The organism is Prosthecobacter sp. (assembly GCF_044232965.1).
Lineage (GTDB): Bacteria > Verrucomicrobiota > Verrucomicrobiia > Verrucomicrobiales > Verrucomicrobiaceae > Prosthecobacter.
In genome coordinates, this window is sequence record NZ_JBIIKX010000019.1 from 54,144 (window position 1) to 69,238 (window position 15,095).

The 15,095-nt window shown below is 60.9% G+C and carries 11 protein-coding genes and 1 other RNA gene; 8 read left to right on the top strand and 4 right to left on the bottom strand.

What is annotated here, in order from left to right; all coding sequences use genetic code 11:
- The first annotated feature begins 7 nt into the window (after nucleotides 1–7).
- The gene (locus ACILSI_RS10480; RefSeq protein ID WP_395721827.1) at nucleotides 8–1,213 is read left to right on the top strand and encodes an MFS transporter; all 1,206 of its coding nucleotides are present in this window, start codon (nucleotides 8–10) and stop codon (nucleotides 1,211–1,213) included.
- Between the two features lie 97 nt (nucleotides 1,214–1,310).
- On the opposite strand, the gene ACILSI_RS10485 is transcribed toward ACILSI_RS10480, so the two are convergent.
- Nucleotides 1,311–3,431 (bottom strand): M3 family metallopeptidase, encoded by a 2,121-nt coding sequence (locus tag ACILSI_RS10485; protein WP_395721828.1) that lies wholly within the window; start codon nucleotides 3,429–3,431, stop codon nucleotides 1,311–1,313.
- Between the two features lie 128 nt (nucleotides 3,432–3,559).
- On the opposite strand from ACILSI_RS10485, the gene gcvT reads away from it, so the two are divergent.
- The 7 genes from gcvT to rnpB all read left to right on the top strand — a co-directional run bounded on the left by gcvT (nucleotide 3,560) and on the right by rnpB (nucleotide 11,385).
- Nucleotides 3,560–4,675: a glycine cleavage system aminomethyltransferase GcvT gene (gene gcvT, locus ACILSI_RS10490; RefSeq protein WP_395721829.1), complete on the top strand. Its 1,116-nt coding sequence runs from the start codon at nucleotides 3,560–3,562 to the stop codon at nucleotides 4,673–4,675.
- A 21-nt stretch (nucleotides 4,676–4,696) separates the two neighbouring features.
- A complete protein-coding gene (gene gcvH / locus ACILSI_RS10495) occupies nucleotides 4,697–5,077 on the top strand; it encodes a glycine cleavage system protein GcvH (protein WP_395721830.1) in 381 nt (126 codons plus the stop codon).
- A gap of 86 nt (nucleotides 5,078–5,163) precedes the next feature.
- On the top strand, nucleotides 5,164–5,988 hold the full coding sequence (locus ACILSI_RS10500; RefSeq protein ID WP_395721831.1) for an aspartyl/asparaginyl beta-hydroxylase domain-containing protein: 825 nt from the start codon (nucleotides 5,164–5,166) through the stop codon (nucleotides 5,986–5,988).
- A 49-nt stretch (nucleotides 5,989–6,037) separates the two neighbouring features.
- Complete coding sequence (gcvP, locus tag ACILSI_RS10505) at nucleotides 6,038–8,866, top strand: aminomethyl-transferring glycine dehydrogenase (protein WP_395721832.1); 2,829 nt, start codon at nucleotides 6,038–6,040, stop codon at nucleotides 8,864–8,866.
- A 25-nt stretch (nucleotides 8,867–8,891) separates the two neighbouring features.
- Nucleotides 8,892–10,412, top strand: a complete 1,521-nt coding sequence (locus tag ACILSI_RS10510) for a sulfatase (RefSeq protein WP_395721833.1) — start codon at nucleotides 8,892–8,894, stop codon at nucleotides 10,410–10,412.
- A 41-nt stretch (nucleotides 10,413–10,453) separates the two neighbouring features.
- Nucleotides 10,454–10,924, top strand: coding sequence for a DUF3828 domain-containing protein (locus tag ACILSI_RS10515; RefSeq protein ID WP_395721834.1), 471 nt, complete (start codon nucleotides 10,454–10,456; stop codon nucleotides 10,922–10,924).
- A 37-nt stretch (nucleotides 10,925–10,961) separates the two neighbouring features.
- An RNA gene (gene rnpB / locus ACILSI_RS10520) (RNase P RNA component class A) lies at nucleotides 10,962–11,385 on the top strand.
- 145 nt (nucleotides 11,386–11,530) lie between these two features.
- Here the strand turns inward: rnpB and ACILSI_RS10525 are convergent.
- Genes ACILSI_RS10525 through ACILSI_RS10535 form a run of 3 tightly spaced genes read right to left on the bottom strand, consistent with a single transcriptional unit; the run spans nucleotide 11,531 to nucleotide 15,033 of the window.
- Nucleotides 11,531–11,950, bottom strand: a complete 420-nt coding sequence (locus tag ACILSI_RS10525; protein WP_395721835.1) for a MotA/TolQ/ExbB proton channel family protein — start codon at nucleotides 11,948–11,950, stop codon at nucleotides 11,531–11,533.
- 3 nt (nucleotides 11,951–11,953) lie between these two features.
- Nucleotides 11,954–13,663 (bottom strand): DUF1549 and DUF1553 domain-containing protein, encoded by a 1,710-nt coding sequence (locus tag ACILSI_RS10530; RefSeq protein ID WP_395721836.1) that lies wholly within the window; start codon nucleotides 13,661–13,663, stop codon nucleotides 11,954–11,956.
- The gene (locus ACILSI_RS10535) at nucleotides 13,660–15,033 is read right to left on the bottom strand and encodes a DUF1501 domain-containing protein (RefSeq protein ID WP_395721837.1); all 1,374 of its coding nucleotides are present in this window, start codon (nucleotides 15,031–15,033) and stop codon (nucleotides 13,660–13,662) included. Before ACILSI_RS10535 ends, ACILSI_RS10530 begins: the two co-directional genes overlap by 4 nt.
- Nucleotides 15,034–15,095: the final 62 nt, after the last annotated feature.

A 15,095-nucleotide genomic window follows, 5' to 3' on the forward strand; every position in this document is an offset into this window, starting at 1 on the left:
ATCAACGATGCCCGACCCGACCACGGACGCCAAAGCCAGCCGCCGCATGCTTGCGACGCTGTTTTTCTGCACGGCGATGCCGATGGGCATGTGGGGCGTGCCGTTGGCGAATGTGTTCGCCGCGCACGGTCGCGGTCATCTGGTGCCCTGGGTGTTGGCCACCACCTCGATCGCGGCGTTCATCTCGCCGCTGTTCGTCGGGGCGCTGGCGGATCAAAAGCATTCGCCCGTGCTGCTGCTGCGCTGGCTGACCGCGGCGACGTGTGTGGCGCTGCTCATCACCTGCGGTTCGCTGGCCTGGGGCTGGGGCGATGCCGCCGTGCTGGCCTGCGCCCAGGGGCTGGCGCTCCTGGCCACGCCGGTTTGGAGCGTGACGAGCAGCATCGTGTTTTCTCAACTGCATGATGCGAAGCAGCAGTTCGGCCCGCTGCGCGCCTGGGCCACGGCGGGGTGGATGGCAGGCTGCTGGATCGTCAGTTTCGTGCTCAAGGCGGATGCCTCGCTCGTGGCGGGTGTCACCGCGGCGGGCTTGTGGCTCGTGGTGATGACGCTGACGTGGCGGCTGCCGATGATTCCGCCGGGGGAGGTCGTGCAACACCGCACCTGGCGGCAGATTCTCGGCCTCGACGCGCTCGAACTGCTCAAGCACCGTGACCATCGCGTCGTCTTCATCACAGCGGCTCTCTACTGCGTGCCGCTGGCGGCGTTTTACCCTTACACCTCGCGGCATTTGCATGATCTGGGCGTGCAAAACATCTCTGCCGTGATCTCGCTCGGCCAGACGACGGAAATCCTCGTCATGCTGCTGCTGGCCGGTGTTTTAGCCCGGGTGCGGCTGAAATGGGTCTTCCTTTCTGGCATCGCGATCTGCGTGGTGCGCTACGCCTGCAACGCTCTCGCCACGCTGCCATGGCTCCTGGTCGGCACGCTGCTGCACGGCTTCGCCTACACGCTCTATTTTATCACCACGCAGATATACCTCGAAGAGCGCGTCGATCCGAAATGGCGCGCACGGGCACAAGCCTTGCTGGCCTTGCTGATGGGCGGTGTGGGCAATCTCATCGGCTACCTCGGCGGCGGCTGGTGGCATGCCGCCTGCACGAAAAACGGCGTCACCGACTGGCCCCGCTTCTGGTGGGGAGAGACAGCGCTCACCGCCGTGGTGTGCGTGTTCTCCGCTCTCGCGTATCGCGGACGTGCGCACCAAACGTAGGCCGAGTGTGGCGACAGTCCGCCCGGCCTTATGCGTGGCCGCCAGACCAACGCACACCCAGCAGACGACCGGGCTTGCGCCACAGTCGTCCTACGTTTTAGGCCAGCCCGGCGCGTGTGAGTAGCGCCATGGCGTCGGGATCGCGGCCCATGAAATCATGGAAGAGCTTCGCGGGGTCTTCGGAGTTGCCCTTGCTGAGGATCAGCTCGCGGAACTCGCGGCCGACGGCGGGATTGAGCACGCCTTCTTTTTGGAAACGGGTGAAAGCGTCCGCGTCGAGCACCTCGGCCCATTTGTAGCTGTAGTAACCAGCGGCATAACCGACAGGGCTGCTGAACAGATGGCCGAAACGACGCGCCATCGTCGGCTGCTCGGTTTTGAGCGGCATGAGGTAGCCGTTGAGGATCTTGCGGGCCAGTTGGTCGAGATCCGCGCCTTCCGTGGTGGCGTGGTTCATGTGCAGCTCGAGGTCGAGCTTGCCAAAGGCAAGCTGGCGCATGATGTCGCTGGCGCTGCGGTAGTTCTTTGCGGCCAGCATCTTCTTGAATAGGCGCTGCGGGATCACCTCGCCAGTTTCATGATGACGGGCGAAGAGATCGAGGCTCTCACGCTCCCAGCAGAAGTTTTCGAGCAGTTGCGAGGGCAACTCGACGAAGTCCCAGTAAACACTGACGCCGTTGAGTGAGGGGATTTCGACATTGCCGCAGAGCTGGTGCAGCAGGTGGCCGAACTCATGGAAGACGGTGCAGACCTCGTCATGCGTGAGCAGCGCGGGCTTGCCATTGACAGGCGGTGTCATGTTGCCGCAGATGAGGCCGAGGTGCAGGCGGCGGTCGCGCTCGCCGCTCGGCGGCACGCCCATCTTGAGGTAGTTCATCCAGGCGCCGCCGCGTTTCGCGTCGCGCGGATGCCAGTCGGCGTAGAAGGAGCCGATGTGGACGCCCTTCTCGTTACGCACCTCGTAAAATTTTACCTCAGGATGCCAGACCTCGACGGGGCCGGCCTTTCCAGGCTGTGCGCTGATGCTGACAGGCGCGTCCTTGCCCGGCTCGACGTAAACGGCCTCACGTGAAGTGATGCGCAGGTCGAAAACCTTCTCGGCGAGCTGGAACATGCCGCCAAGCACGCGGTCGAGCGGGAAGTAGGGGCGCAGCTCCTCTTCGTCGAAGTCGTACTTCGATTTGCGCTGTTTTTCGCTCCAGAAGGAGACTTCCCAGGGCTGGAACAGGTCGGTGGACTGATGCGCGGTGTCGGCGCGGAACTCCTGCAGCTCGATGGTCTCGCGCTTGAACGCCTCGTTCACGCGTGAGTAGAGATCTTCGATGAAGCGCAGCGCGCTGCGGCCGGCCTTCGCCATGCGGTGGGCCAGCACGTGGTCGGCAAAGTGGGGCTTGCCCATGATCTGCGCCTTCTCATGACGCAGGCGGAGAATGTTGAAGACGTTCTCGGTGTTATCATGCTCACCGCCACGTCCGATGCCGCTGGCTCCTTCCCAGACCTGACGGCGGATGCCCTCGTCTTCGAGGTATTCCATGACCGGGATCATGGAGGGAGCCTTCAAGGTAAGGCGGTACAATGGCTTTTCCGGTGTGCCGAGTCCTTTCGCGACGGCATCGGCCCGCGCGGCTTCGATGGCGGAGGGCGGCAGCCCTTTGAGGCGGCTCACATCGTCGATGACGAGCTCCCACTTGTTGGTGGAGTCGAGCACGTTTTCCGAGTACTTCTGCGTGAGCTTGGAAAGCTCGGACTCGATCTCCTCGACGCGCTTCTTCTTCTCCGGCGGCAAGTCCGCTCCAGCCTGGATGAAGCCTTCCATGGACTCCTCAAGCGCTCGTTTGCGCACGGGCGTAAGTTTTTTTGCCTCCTCAGTCTTGCTGTAGGTGACGAGCAGGTCCCAGAGATGCTCGTTGAGGGGAATTTTTGCAAAGAAGGCGCTGACCTCCGCCAGCATCTTGTTGTGCGCCTCGCGCAGGGCAGGGGAGTTGCACAGCGAGTCGAGATGCGTCACGAGACCCCAGGCTTCGTTCAATTCACGCGTGGTCTCGTCGAGGCCAAGCACGACGCTGTCAAAGTTCATCTTGCCGCGGTCCTGGTCGATGAGCGCGTCGAGGTTCGCCTGCGCCCTTTCCAAGGCGGTGCGGATGTCGGCTTCGATGTGGTCTGGGGTCAGCGTGGACCAGCGGATGTGAAAGTCCTGGGTGAGAAAAGGGGCTGCCATGGTGGGGGTTTTGGCGGGCGCGGAGTATGAAGGGCGCGAAGGCTTGTGCAAATGCCAACATTGGTGCCAGCCTGCCATTTGAGCGCACGAATTGACAAAACGACCGGGCTTCACACCATGCGCGGACGATGTCTGACTCATCCCCGCTCCGCCGCACCCCTCTGCACGCCGTGCATGTCGAAATGGGGGCGCGCATGGTGCCCTTCGCAGGCTGGGACATGCCGGTGCAGTACACGGGCATCGTCGAGGAGCACAAGGCCGTGCGTCAAAGCGTGGGCGTGTTTGACATCTCGCACATGGGCCAGTTCATCGTGAGCGGCACAGGCTCGGAAGCCTTCCTGAACCGGGCGCTTACCAACAACATCGCCGAACTTCAGCCCGGTCAGGGCCAGTACACGCTCCTGCTGAACGACCGTGGTGGTGTGATCGATGACCTGATCGCCTACCGCACCAGCGAGCGTGAGTTTTTCCTCGTCGTGAACGCCTCGCGTATCGACGCCGACTGGGATCACCTCGAAGCCCAGCTCACAAAAGACGATGATGTGATGATGGCGAACGCGAGCGACTTCACCGCCGGTCTCGCCATCCAGGGGCCGAAAGCGCGTGAGGTAGCTGCGGCTGTCTTTGGCAATGCGGATTCCTTCCCTGAGCACAACACGATCCTCGTCACGATGACCGACAACGGCCCGATGTGGCTCTGCGGCACCGGTTACACGGGCGAGGAGGGCTTTGAGTTCTTCATGCCAGCGGAAACTGCCGGAGAATGGCTACGCAAAATCGTCGATGCCGTGAAAGCCGCAGGCGGCATGCCCTGCGGACTCGGTGCGCGCGACACGCTGCGCCTCGAAATGGGCTATCCGCTCAATGGCAACGATCTCTCTGAAGACCGCACGCCTTTGCAGGCGGGCCTCGGCTTCTTCGTGGATCTTGAAAAAGGCGATTTCACCGGTCGCGAGGCTTTGGTGGCGCAAAAAGCCGCCGGATTGCCGGACAAACTCGCCGCCTTCCGCATGACCGGTGCCGCGCCGCCGCCGCGTCCGCATTATCCCGTGGCTCACGAAGGTCAAATCGTCGGCGAGGTGTGCAGCGGCACGCAATCCCCCAGTCTTTCCACCGGCATTGGCATGGCGTATCTGCCATTGAGCGCCACGGCCGTCGGCACCACGATCGAAATCGAAATTCGCGGTCGCCGTTTTCCGGCAGAGGTGGTCAAGAAGCCGTTTTATCGCAAACCTGTCGCTTAAATTTCCACACCACCATCCAACATGAGCAACGTCCCTGACAACCTCCGCTACCGCGATTCCCACGAGTGGATCGACCCGATGCAAAACCCTTCGCCGGTCGGCATCACCGATCACGCGCAGGCCGAACTGACTGATGTGGTCTTCGTCGATCCGCCGAAAATCGGAACTCAGGTCAGCGCCGGGCAGCAGGTCTGCGTGATCGAGTCCGTGAAGGCCGCGAGCGACATTTACGCGCCGGTTTCCGGTGAGATCGTCGAGGTCAACGAGGCGCTCAGCAGCGATCCCGGCCTGCTCAATCGCGATCCCTACCTCGGCGGCTGGATTTTCAAGATCAAGTCCTCGAATCCCGCCGAGACGGAAGCCTTGATGAACGCCGAGGCGTATCGCAAGCACATCGGTTGATCAGGAGGCGCTGGCGCACAAAATTGGCGTGCATTTTTTGGCTGCATTGAGTGACGAATTCGTTACTCATGACGGACACTTGAACCATGCCCTCAGAAGCATCTTTTCCTGTCCCCACCTTTCCCGCCGGCTTTCAACCCAAGCCGATAGACGCGTATCACCGCCGTCATCGCACTTTTCCAGCCAAGGGGCTGCTGGAGCGCATCACCAACCGGTTACAGGACATCATTGAGGCGGTCATTGCCCACTGCTCCATTCATGGTGATCCGCCGATCTATGACTCAAGGCATTTCCCCTGGGTGAATGACGTCGAGGCACATTGGCCGAAGGTCAGGGCAGAGCTCGATGCGGTGATGAAATACCGTGACGCGATGCCCAGCTTCCAGGACATCGTGAAGGAAGTCGGCATGATCCAGGGCGACGATCAGTGGAAGACCTTCTTTCTCAAAGGCGTGGGCATGGACTGCCAGGAAAATGCCCGTCACTGCCCGGAGACGATGAAGGTGCTCGACATGATCCCCGGCTGCACCACCGGCTTCTTCTCGATCCTTTCACCACGGAAGCACATTCCGCATCATCGCGGCCCTTGGGCGGGTGTGTTGCGTCTTCACCTCGGCCTCATGGTGCCAGAGCCTCGCCATGAGTGCCGCATCCGTATCGCCGATCAGGTCTATGCTTGGCAGGAGGGTAAGGCGGTCATCTTTGACGATACCTACAATCACGAGGTTTGGAATGATACGGACGGCCACCGCGTCGTGCTGTTTGTCGATTTTGCCCGGCCAATGCGCTTCCCGCTTAACCTGCTCAATCACTGGATCATGAACCTCGCTTCTTTGGCTCCCTTCTTGCGCGAGGCTAAAGGCAAACAAAAAGCGTCAGAGAAAAAATTCTGGGACCGGTTTGGCAAGTGACACAGGCCTGTGACTGGCTACTCTCAGGGCTTCCATCAGCCCCTCCGAAATGCTCACGAATTTTTCACGCCGTCACATAGGTCCCTCCGCCTCCGAGGCGGAGAGCATGCTGCAAACGCTTGGTTTCAAAACGCTTGATGATCTGATCGACAAAGTGGTGCCGGAAGGCATCCGTGTGCGTGAGAAGCTGACATTGCCACCACCGCTGAGCGAGGAGCAGGCGCTGCGCCGCATGCGCCAGATCATGAGCCGGAACAAGGTGCTGCGCTCCTTCATCGGCCTCGGTTATCACGATACTTTCACGCCGCCGGTCATTCAGCGGAACATTCTCGAAAACCCCGGCTGGTACACGGCTTACACGCCTTATCAGGCCGAGATCGCGCAAGGCCGCCTGGAGGCGCTGATCAATTTCCAGACGATGATCCGCGATCTCACGGCGCTGGATGTTGCGAACGCATCGCTGCTCGATGAAGGCACCGCCTGCGCCGAGGCGCTGGGTCTTGCCGTGGCGCAGGTCGCGGGGGCTTCGCGCGTTTTCATCTCAGACAAATGCCATCCGCACAGCATTGAAGTCGTGCGCACGCGCATGGACGCGCTCGGTATTCGTGTGGAGGTCGGCGATGCGCTCGAATGGAAGCACGACGGCACCAAAGGACTCGCCGCCGTGCTCGTGCAGTATCCTGACACGCTCGGTGTCATTCACGATTATGCCGAACTGGCCGCCGAAGTGCATGAGGCGGGCGCTTTGCTCATCGTCAGCGCTGATTTGCTCGCGCTCACCGTGCTGCGTCCACCAGGAGAATTCGGCGCGGACATCTGCGTGGGCAACAGCCAGCGTTTCGGCGTGCCGCTTGGGTTTGGTGGTCCTCACGCGGCCTTCATGGCCGTCAAAGACGCGCTGAAGCGTCGCCTGCCGGGAAGATTGATCGGCGTCTCGAAAGATGCCTCGGGCAAGCCGGCATACCGCTTGTCTTTGCAAACGCGTGAGCAGCACATCCGCCGTGAAAAGGCCACCAGCAACATCTGCACCGCGCAGGTGCTGCTCGCTGTCATGGCGTCGATGTACGCTGTGTATCACGGTCCGCAAGGCCTCAAGGCCATCGCACAGCGCGTGCATGGCGCGGCAGTGTGGCTGGCCGGCGAGCTGCTCCGCGGCGGCATCGACGTGCTGAGCGACGATTTCTTCGACACCCTCAGCGTGCGCGTGCCCAACGCCGACGATCTGATCAAACGCGCCCTGCTCTTCGGCATCAACCTCCGCAAAATCGACGCCACCACGGTCGGTGTCTCGCTGGATGAGCGTGTGCGTGAGGACGAGCTGCTCAACCTGCTCACCGCCTTCGGCATTTCCAAACCGCAGCAGCCACCAGTGCTCGACGACGCGCAGCCGCTGCACTGTTCGTCATTGCACCACCGCTCCTCGGCTTATCTGACCCATCCGGTCTTCAATTCCTACCACTCCGAAACGGAGATGATGCGTTACCTGCATCGCCTGGAGTCCAAAGACATCGCGCTGAACCGCAGCATGATCCCACTCGGCTCCTGCACGATGAAACTCAACGCCGCTGCGGAGATGATGCCGCTGAGTTGGCCGGAGGTGAATGGATTGCATCCCTTCTGCCCGCATGACCAGTCCGAGGGCTACCGCACCATGTCTGGCGATCTGGAGGCCTGGCTGGCCGAATGCACCGGCTTTGATGCCGTTTCATTGCAGCCGAATGCCGGTTCGCAGGGCGAATATGCAGGTCTTATCGCGATCAAACGCTTCCACGCCTCGCGCGGGGAGGATCATCGCGATGTGTGCCTGATCCCGACCTCTGCGCACGGCACCAATCCCGCCAGCGCAGTGATGTGCGGCTTCAAAGTCGTGGCCGTTACTTGTGATGATCATGGCAACGTGGCCCTCGACGATCTCAAGACGAAGCTGGAGGCCAACAAAGGCAAAGTGGCCGCGCTGATGATCACCTATCCTTCGACGCACGGCGTGTTTGAGGAGTCCATCATCGAGATCTGCCAGCTCACGCACGATCACGGCGGCCAGGTTTACATGGATGGCGCGAACATGAACGCGCAGGTCGGTCTGACCTCGCCTGGCCGCATCGGTGCCGATGTCTGCCATCTCAATCTGCACAAGACCTTCTGCATCCCGCATGGCGGCGGCGGACCGGGCGTCGGCCCCATCGCTGTGGCCGCGCATCTGCGTCCGCATCTGCCGGGGCATCACACCTGGGCGGAAGAACGCCGCGAAGGCGCGGTGTGCTCCGCTCCATGGGGCAGCGCCAGCATTTGTACCATCTCGTGGATGTACATTGCCATGATGGGGCCACGGCTCACCGAAGCGACGAAGATGGCCATCCTGAACGCCAACTACGTCGCCAAGAGGCTCGAAGCCAACTTCCCCACGCTCTACATGGGAACGAATGGCCTCGTAGCGCACGAGTGCATCCTCGACTTCAGTCACTTCCACAAAGTCACCGTCGAGGACGTGGCGAAGCGTCTCATGGACTTCGGTTATCACGCGCCCACGATGAGCTGGCCGGTCGCGGGCACGCTCATGATTGAGCCGACGGAAAGCGAGAGTAAAGCCGAGCTGGACCGTTTCATCGAGGCCATGCAGTGCATTCACGCTGAGATGATCGGTGTCGAGAGCAGCCAGTATCACGCCACCGACAACACGCTCAAACAAGCCCCGCACACCGCTGCCTTCGTCACGAAAAGTGACTGGCCGCACGCCTACACCCGCGAAGCCGCCGCCTTCCCGCTGCCGTGGGTGCAGGAGAGCAAATACTGGCCGCCCGTCTCCCGCATCGACAACGTCTTCGGCGACCGCCATCTCATCTGCACCTGTGTGAGTGTTGAGGAAGCTGCTGCAAGTTGATGGATGTCTGCGCGTTTCACCGCGCATGAAGCTCCTCCTGCTCGCCCTCGCCATCTTCACGTTCCTTCCGGCCACCCAGGCTGCCGATGCTCCGCGTCCGAACATCCTGTTCATCATCTTCGACGACTGGGGCTGGCAGCATGCGGGCGCTTATGGTTGCGACTGGGTCAAGACGCCGAACTTCGACCGCGTGGCAAAGGAGGGGGTGCTGTTCAAGAACGCCTTCACCTCCAATCCGAAGTGCAGCCCGTGCCGCGCGACGATTCTCACCGGACGCAACTCCTGGCAGCTTGAGGAAGCTGTCTGCCACGGTGGCATCTTCCCACCGAAGTTCGCCGTGTATCCTGATCTGATCGAGAAAGGCGGCTACGACATCGGTTTGACCGGCAAAGGCTGGGGGCCGGGCGATTTCAAGCTCAATGGCCGCACGCGCAATCCTGCGGGACCGAGTTTTGACAACGCGAAAGCAAATCCACCGGCCAAAGGCATCGGCAAGAACGACTACACCGCCAATTTTTCCGAATTCCTGGCCCAGCGCGATGCGAAGAAGCCGTTCTGCTTCTGGATGGGATTTCAGGAGCCGCATCGTGGCTACGAACTCGATTCCGGCGTGCGCATGGGCAAAAAACTCAACGATGTGAAGGTGCCGGGCTATCTGCCCGACAATGACGCCGTGCGCGGCGATCTGGCCGACTACGCCATCGAAGTCGAGTATGCCGACGCCTACATCGGTCGGGCGATGGACATGCTGGAGAAGCAGGGCTTGCTCGAAGACACGCTCATCATCGTCACCTCCGACCACGGCATGCCCTTTCCACGCGTGAAAGGCCAGATTTATGAAGACGGCTATCACTTGCCACTGGCGATGCGCTGGGGGAAGGGAATCAAACCCGGACGCGTCGTTGAGGATTTCATCAACGTACGTGACCTCGCGCCGACCTACCTCGAACTCGCCGGACTGCCCGTTCATGAGCAGATGAGCGGCAAAAGCCTCGTGAACATCCTGCGCAGCGACAAAAACGGCTTCTTCGAGGATCGCAAAATCATGCTCGCTGGCAAGGAGCGCCACGACATTGGCCGTCCGAACGACTGGGGTTATCCCGTGCGCGCCATCCGCACGCCGGAGTTTTTCTACAGCCACAACTACCACCCCGAGCGCTGGCCTGCGTGCAATCCCGAGACCGGCTACCGCAACTGCGACGACGGCCCCACCAAAGCGTGGATCGTCGAGAACAAGGGACCGTTCTACGATCTCGCGTTCGCCTATCGGGCCGAGGAGGAGCTGTTCGACATCGCCAATGATCCCGAGTGCCTGAAGAATCTCGCCGCTGATCCCAAGTTTGCCGCAACCAAGAAGGAGCTGCGCGAGAAGATGGAGGCCATGCTCAAGGACGAGAAAGATCCTCGCGTTCTCGGCAACGCCGCAATTTTTGACACCTACAAGTACCTCGGCAACCGCAAGAACAAAGGCTACGCCGAATGGGAGGCCGCGCAGAAAGGCCAGCCGCTTCCCGAGGAGCCGAAAAAGAAGAAGCGTGGCAAGTGACAGCAGCCTCGACTTTGGCCGCTTTGCGGCGATAGCAGCGCATGCGTGCGATTTCACTCCTTCTGCTCCTCATTTCCTTCACTCTGACCCTGTCTGCGGCTGATAAAGTGGCGGCCCCGGAGGCTCTGGTGGCCAAACTCTACAAAGCGCATGACGCGGAGAAGTCGCCCTTCTTCCAGGACAAGGATCGGGCGCTGGTGGATCACTACTTCACCAAGGAACTGGCCGATTTTCTGTGGAAAGACGCCAAGGAATCCAAGGGCGAGGTCGGCGTGATTGATTTCGATCCGCTTTACAACGCTCAGGACACGGAGATCAAAAACTTCGTCGTCAACAAGGCCAAGGTCGATGGCACCAATGCCACAGTCGTTGCCAGTTTCGTGAATTTCGACGAGAAGACACGCATCATCTTCAAGCTCGTGCAGCAGGACGATGCCTGGAAGATCAGTGACATTCAATACACCGAAGGGCATGCGCTGCTGAAGCTCTTCAAAGCTGCGGCTGGGAATTGAGGTTGGACATTGCGTTTCGTTCCTCTACTCTGCCGATGGGTCGGCCGGAGTGATCGCTGGGGTTTTGCTGCAAGGCAGGATGCCAGAGGAAAGTCCGGACACCACAGGGCAGCATGCCACGTGAAAGCGTGGGGGCTGCGGTGCAAGCCGCGGTCACAGACAGTGTCACAGAAAACAAACCGCCTGCGCGAAAGTGTGGGTAAGGGTGAAACGGCGGGGTAAGAGCCCACCGCCCCAACCGCGAGGAAGGGGGCACGACAAACCTCATGCGGTGCAAGACAGAACAGGAGAAAGGCCCGCCTGGCCGTAAGTCCCGCAAGGGATGGATAACTCCGGGTAATAGTCGCACCATCGCGCAAGCGAGGGCAGGCCGGTCGCTCGGCCTGACAGATAAATGATCACAGCCAGGCGTCGCAAGATGTCGGGGACACAGAATCCGGCTTATGAGGGCCGATCCACATGAAGGCGTCGGGGGAAACCCCGGCGCCTTCGCCTTTTGGAGCGCGAGTATGCTACTCGCCTGGTTTGCCTGTGATTTACGTGTCACACCAAAGTGGCGAGTGGTCTTCGACACACTCGCGCTCCGTCACACGGGAGCTTCGTCTCTCAAGAAAGCCGGACTGGCTGCGCTTGAGGTGTGACAGGCTGAAGAAACTCATCCTTCTTCACCAGCGCATAGATCAGGAAGAACAGACCGAAGGGGAAGAAGTAGCTGAAGGACATCAGGCCGCCGTAGATGCACAGGAACCAGAACATCCACACCGAGCGATAACGGCAGGCGGTGATGGCGATGATCACGAGAATGAGGCCGACGAGCGCAACGGCAATGCCTGCAAACGAGCTCCAGAGCACCTCTCCGATGGCTTTGCTGAGTTTGGCCGGATCACTGGTGCCAGCGGTGCCGAGCACTTGAAATGCTTTCATCATTCCAGCCACCGTGCCAGCCAGACCGATGACTTGCGCGAGTTGCAGCCACGCGCCGATCTTGGCGATGATGGCTCCGTTGTTCGATGGGGGCTCATTCATGATTCAGTCCACATACACGAACTCATTCGAGTTCAGCAAGGCCAGACAGTAGTCGGCGAGCGCGGCTTGGAAGTTGGGTGTCAGGGAGGTTTGCTTGTGGAGGAATTTTTGCCCGGCTTCGATCTCGGTCTTGGTTGGCTGACGTGCGAGACAACCCTGCGTGGCATCCGTGATGAGCGCGGTGGCATCTGAGCCGTGCGTTGCATTCAAATCGGCGGCAAGTTTGGCGGCGATGGTGTGGGCGAACTCGGAATTGAGCAGCATGAGCGCCTGCGGCGCGGTGGTGGAATCGTTGCGGCGGGCGCAGCTCATCTGCGCGTCGGGACGGTCGAACAACTCGAACAACGGATTGCGCAGATTGCGGCGGGCGAAGGTGTAGATGCTGCGGCGGTTGTGCTCGGTGGCATCGGGATTCACCTCGTGCTGCTTTTTGAGCAGTGTGTCGCTGATTTCCTTCGGCAGTGGCAGTTTCACACCGGGGCCGCCGGTTTTGAGATTGAGCTGGCCGCTGACGCTGAGCATGGCATCGCGCAGCATCTCGCCAGTGAGGCGTTTGCGCGGTGCAACGGCCTGCTGGTAGTGTTTCGACATCACGATGACCTTGTGCAGCTTTTTGAGGCTCCAGTTTTGCCGCGGTAGCTCGGCGGCCAGCCAGTCGAGCATCGTGGGATTGCTTGGCGCTTCGCCTTGATGACCGAGCTCATCGGGAATGGCGGCGAGAGGCTGGCCGAAATGCTGCTGCCAGATTCGATTCGCCATCGTGCGCAGGAAGATCGCGTTGTCTTTGCTGGCGATCCATTTCGCGAGCGTGGCGCGGTCGGCGTTTGGCGGTGTTTCGCCGAAAAGGCGGGGGAAGGCGGGCTGAATGGCAGGGCCGGGTCGTTTGAAGTCACCACGCACGAAGACGGTGCTTGCAGGCACGCCTTCGGTGAACACGCGCACGGCGGGGCCGAGCGGCTTGCGTTCCTTCGGCAGCACAGTGTTGTCAAAAAAGGCTCGTAGCCGATAGAAGTCGGCTTGGCTGATGGGATCATACGGATGATCGTGGCACTGCGCGCAACCGACGGTGAGGCCGAGGCCCACAGAACCGACGGTGGTGGTGATGTCGTTGAGCAGCACATGCCGGCGCTCGTCTTGCTTGTTAAGATCCGGCATGTCGGGACAGGCAAAGAGAAAGCCTGTGGCCGTTTCATCACCCATCAAATCACCTGCGATCTGTTTCTGGACGAAAACATCGAAGGGTATGTCGTCATTGAGTGCGTCGATGACCCAGTCGCGATACTGCCAAGCGCGGTTGCGTTCGGCATCGTATTCGAAACCGTCGGTTTCAGCGAAGCGAGCGAGATCAAGCCACCACTGCGCCCAATGTTCGCCGTAGCGAGGGCTTGCGAGAAGTTTGTCCACGATGGCCTCGAACGATGATGGATTGTGGACAAACGCCGCAACATCCTCCGGCTTCGGTGGCAGGCCGGTGAGGTCAAAGGTGAGACGACGAATGAGAGTGGCAGGATCGGCTTTGGCCTCCAGCTTGGTGAAATCGTCGATGCCTTGTTTGCCAGGAGCGGTTTGCAGCGGCTTGAAAGCCCAGTGCTCGCGATCCTTTTCCGTGATCTTTGGCTCATCCTTCACCGGATCGGCGGAGGCGTGAATCGCGACACCTCGCGCGTGATTCGCGATCAGCAGCAGCGTGAAGGCGAGGCAGACGGTTTTCATGCGAGGATTTTCTTCACCACATGGCATTCCTCTACGCCAGTGAGCTTCTGATCGAGGCCGTTGAGGCGGAAGGTGAGGCGATCGTGATCGAGACCGAGGAGGTGCAGTATCGTGGCGTGGAGGTCGTGAATGTGGACTTTGTCCTCGGCGGCACGCAGGCCGAAATCGTCGGTGGCTCCGTGGACGTGACCGTGTTTCACGCCTGCGCCGAACAGCACGGTCGTGTAGCCCCAGGGGTTGTGATCGCGGCCCACGCCTTTCTCGCTCATCGGCATGCGGCCGAATTCGCCGCCCCAGATGACGAGCGTGTCTTCCAGCAGGCCACGCTGCTTCAAATCGCGGATCAAACCGGCCACGGGCTTGTCGGTGCGGGCGCAATACTCGGTGTGATTCTTCATCACGTTCTCGTGCGCGTCCCAGCCGTTCGTGTCGCCGGAGTAGAGCTGTACGAAACGCACACCGCGTTCGATCATGCGCCGTGCCAGCAGGCAGCGCGTGCCGAACTCCTTCGTCTGGGGATCGTCGATGCCGTAAAGATGCTTGGTGGCTTCCGTTTCGCGTGAAATGTCCACCGCTTCTGGCGCGGCGCTCTGCATGCGGAATGCCAGTTCGTAGGCACGGATGCGGGCGTCGAGCTCGCTGTCGGCCTCGCGCTTGGCCTGATGCTGCGCGTTCATCTGCTGGATGAGATCGAGCGTGGCACGCTGGCGTGCGCTGCTCTGCGGGCTTTGCAGGTGCAGGATGGGATTGTCACCGGCACGCATCGTGGTGCCTTGATACGTCGCAGGGAGGAAGCCGCTGCCCCAGGCCGGCGGGCCGCCTTTCAAACCGCCACCAGGATCTGGCAGCACGACGAAGGCGGGCATGTCCGCGTTCTCGGAGCCGAGGCCATACGACACCCAACTGCCCAAGCTCGGCTTGCCCATCTGGATGGAGCCGGTGTTCATCTGATAGACCGACTGTGGATGATTCACGCTGTCGCCATGGCAACTGCGAATGACGCACATCTCATCGGCGATGCTCGCCATGTGCGGCAGGAAGTCGCTGATCTCGATGCCGCTCTGTCCATGCTGCCGAAAAGGCTTCACCGGCGCGAGCAGTGGATTCTGCGCGACTTTGCGCCGAGTTTCGACCGTGCCGTAGCTCTCCGGCAGCGGTTTGCCCGCGTGGCGGATGAGTTCGGGCTTCGGATCGAACAAATCGAGATGGCTTGGCCCGCCGTGCATAAAGAGCCAGATCACACGCTTCGCTTTTGCCGGGAAGTGCGAACGCGACTCGGCCATGAGGGACGATAGCGCCACGCTGGAAAGCCCCATGGCCGTCGAGCCGAGAAGGCGGCGGCGGGAGAGCGTGGCGGGGGCCGGGTGCATGGCGTGAAGACGTTGGCTGGGCGACGGTTCTAGCGGGTTCGGCTGCAAACGTCAATGCTATG

What these genes read in the sequence shown, in the direction of transcription:
- ACILSI_RS10480 (WP_395721827.1), top strand. Translation starts at nt 8, where the DNA reads ATGCCCGACCCGACCACGGACGCCAAAGCCAGCCGCCGCATGCTTGCG.
- ACILSI_RS10485 (WP_395721828.1), bottom strand. Translation starts at nt 3,431, where the DNA reads ATGGCAGCCCCTTTTCTCACCCAGGACTTTCACATCCGCTGGTCCACG.
- gcvT (WP_395721829.1), top strand. Translation starts at nt 3,560, where the DNA reads ATGTCTGACTCATCCCCGCTCCGCCGCACCCCTCTGCACGCCGTGCAT.
- gcvH (WP_395721830.1), top strand. Translation starts at nt 4,697, where the DNA reads ATGAGCAACGTCCCTGACAACCTCCGCTACCGCGATTCCCACGAGTGG.
- ACILSI_RS10500 (WP_395721831.1), top strand. Translation starts at nt 5,164, where the DNA reads ATGCCCTCAGAAGCATCTTTTCCTGTCCCCACCTTTCCCGCCGGCTTT.
- gcvP (WP_395721832.1), top strand. Translation starts at nt 6,038, where the DNA reads ATGCTCACGAATTTTTCACGCCGTCACATAGGTCCCTCCGCCTCCGAG.
- ACILSI_RS10510 (WP_395721833.1), top strand. Translation starts at nt 8,892, where the DNA reads ATGAAGCTCCTCCTGCTCGCCCTCGCCATCTTCACGTTCCTTCCGGCC.
- ACILSI_RS10515 (WP_395721834.1), top strand. Translation starts at nt 10,454, where the DNA reads ATGCGTGCGATTTCACTCCTTCTGCTCCTCATTTCCTTCACTCTGACC.
- ACILSI_RS10525 (WP_395721835.1), bottom strand. Translation starts at nt 11,950, where the DNA reads ATGAATGAGCCCCCATCGAACAACGGAGCCATCATCGCCAAGATCGGC.
- ACILSI_RS10530 (WP_395721836.1), bottom strand. Translation starts at nt 13,663, where the DNA reads ATGAAAACCGTCTGCCTCGCCTTCACGCTGCTGCTGATCGCGAATCAC.
- ACILSI_RS10535 (WP_395721837.1), bottom strand. Translation starts at nt 15,033, where the DNA reads ATGCACCCGGCCCCCGCCACGCTCTCCCGCCGCCGCCTTCTCGGCTCG.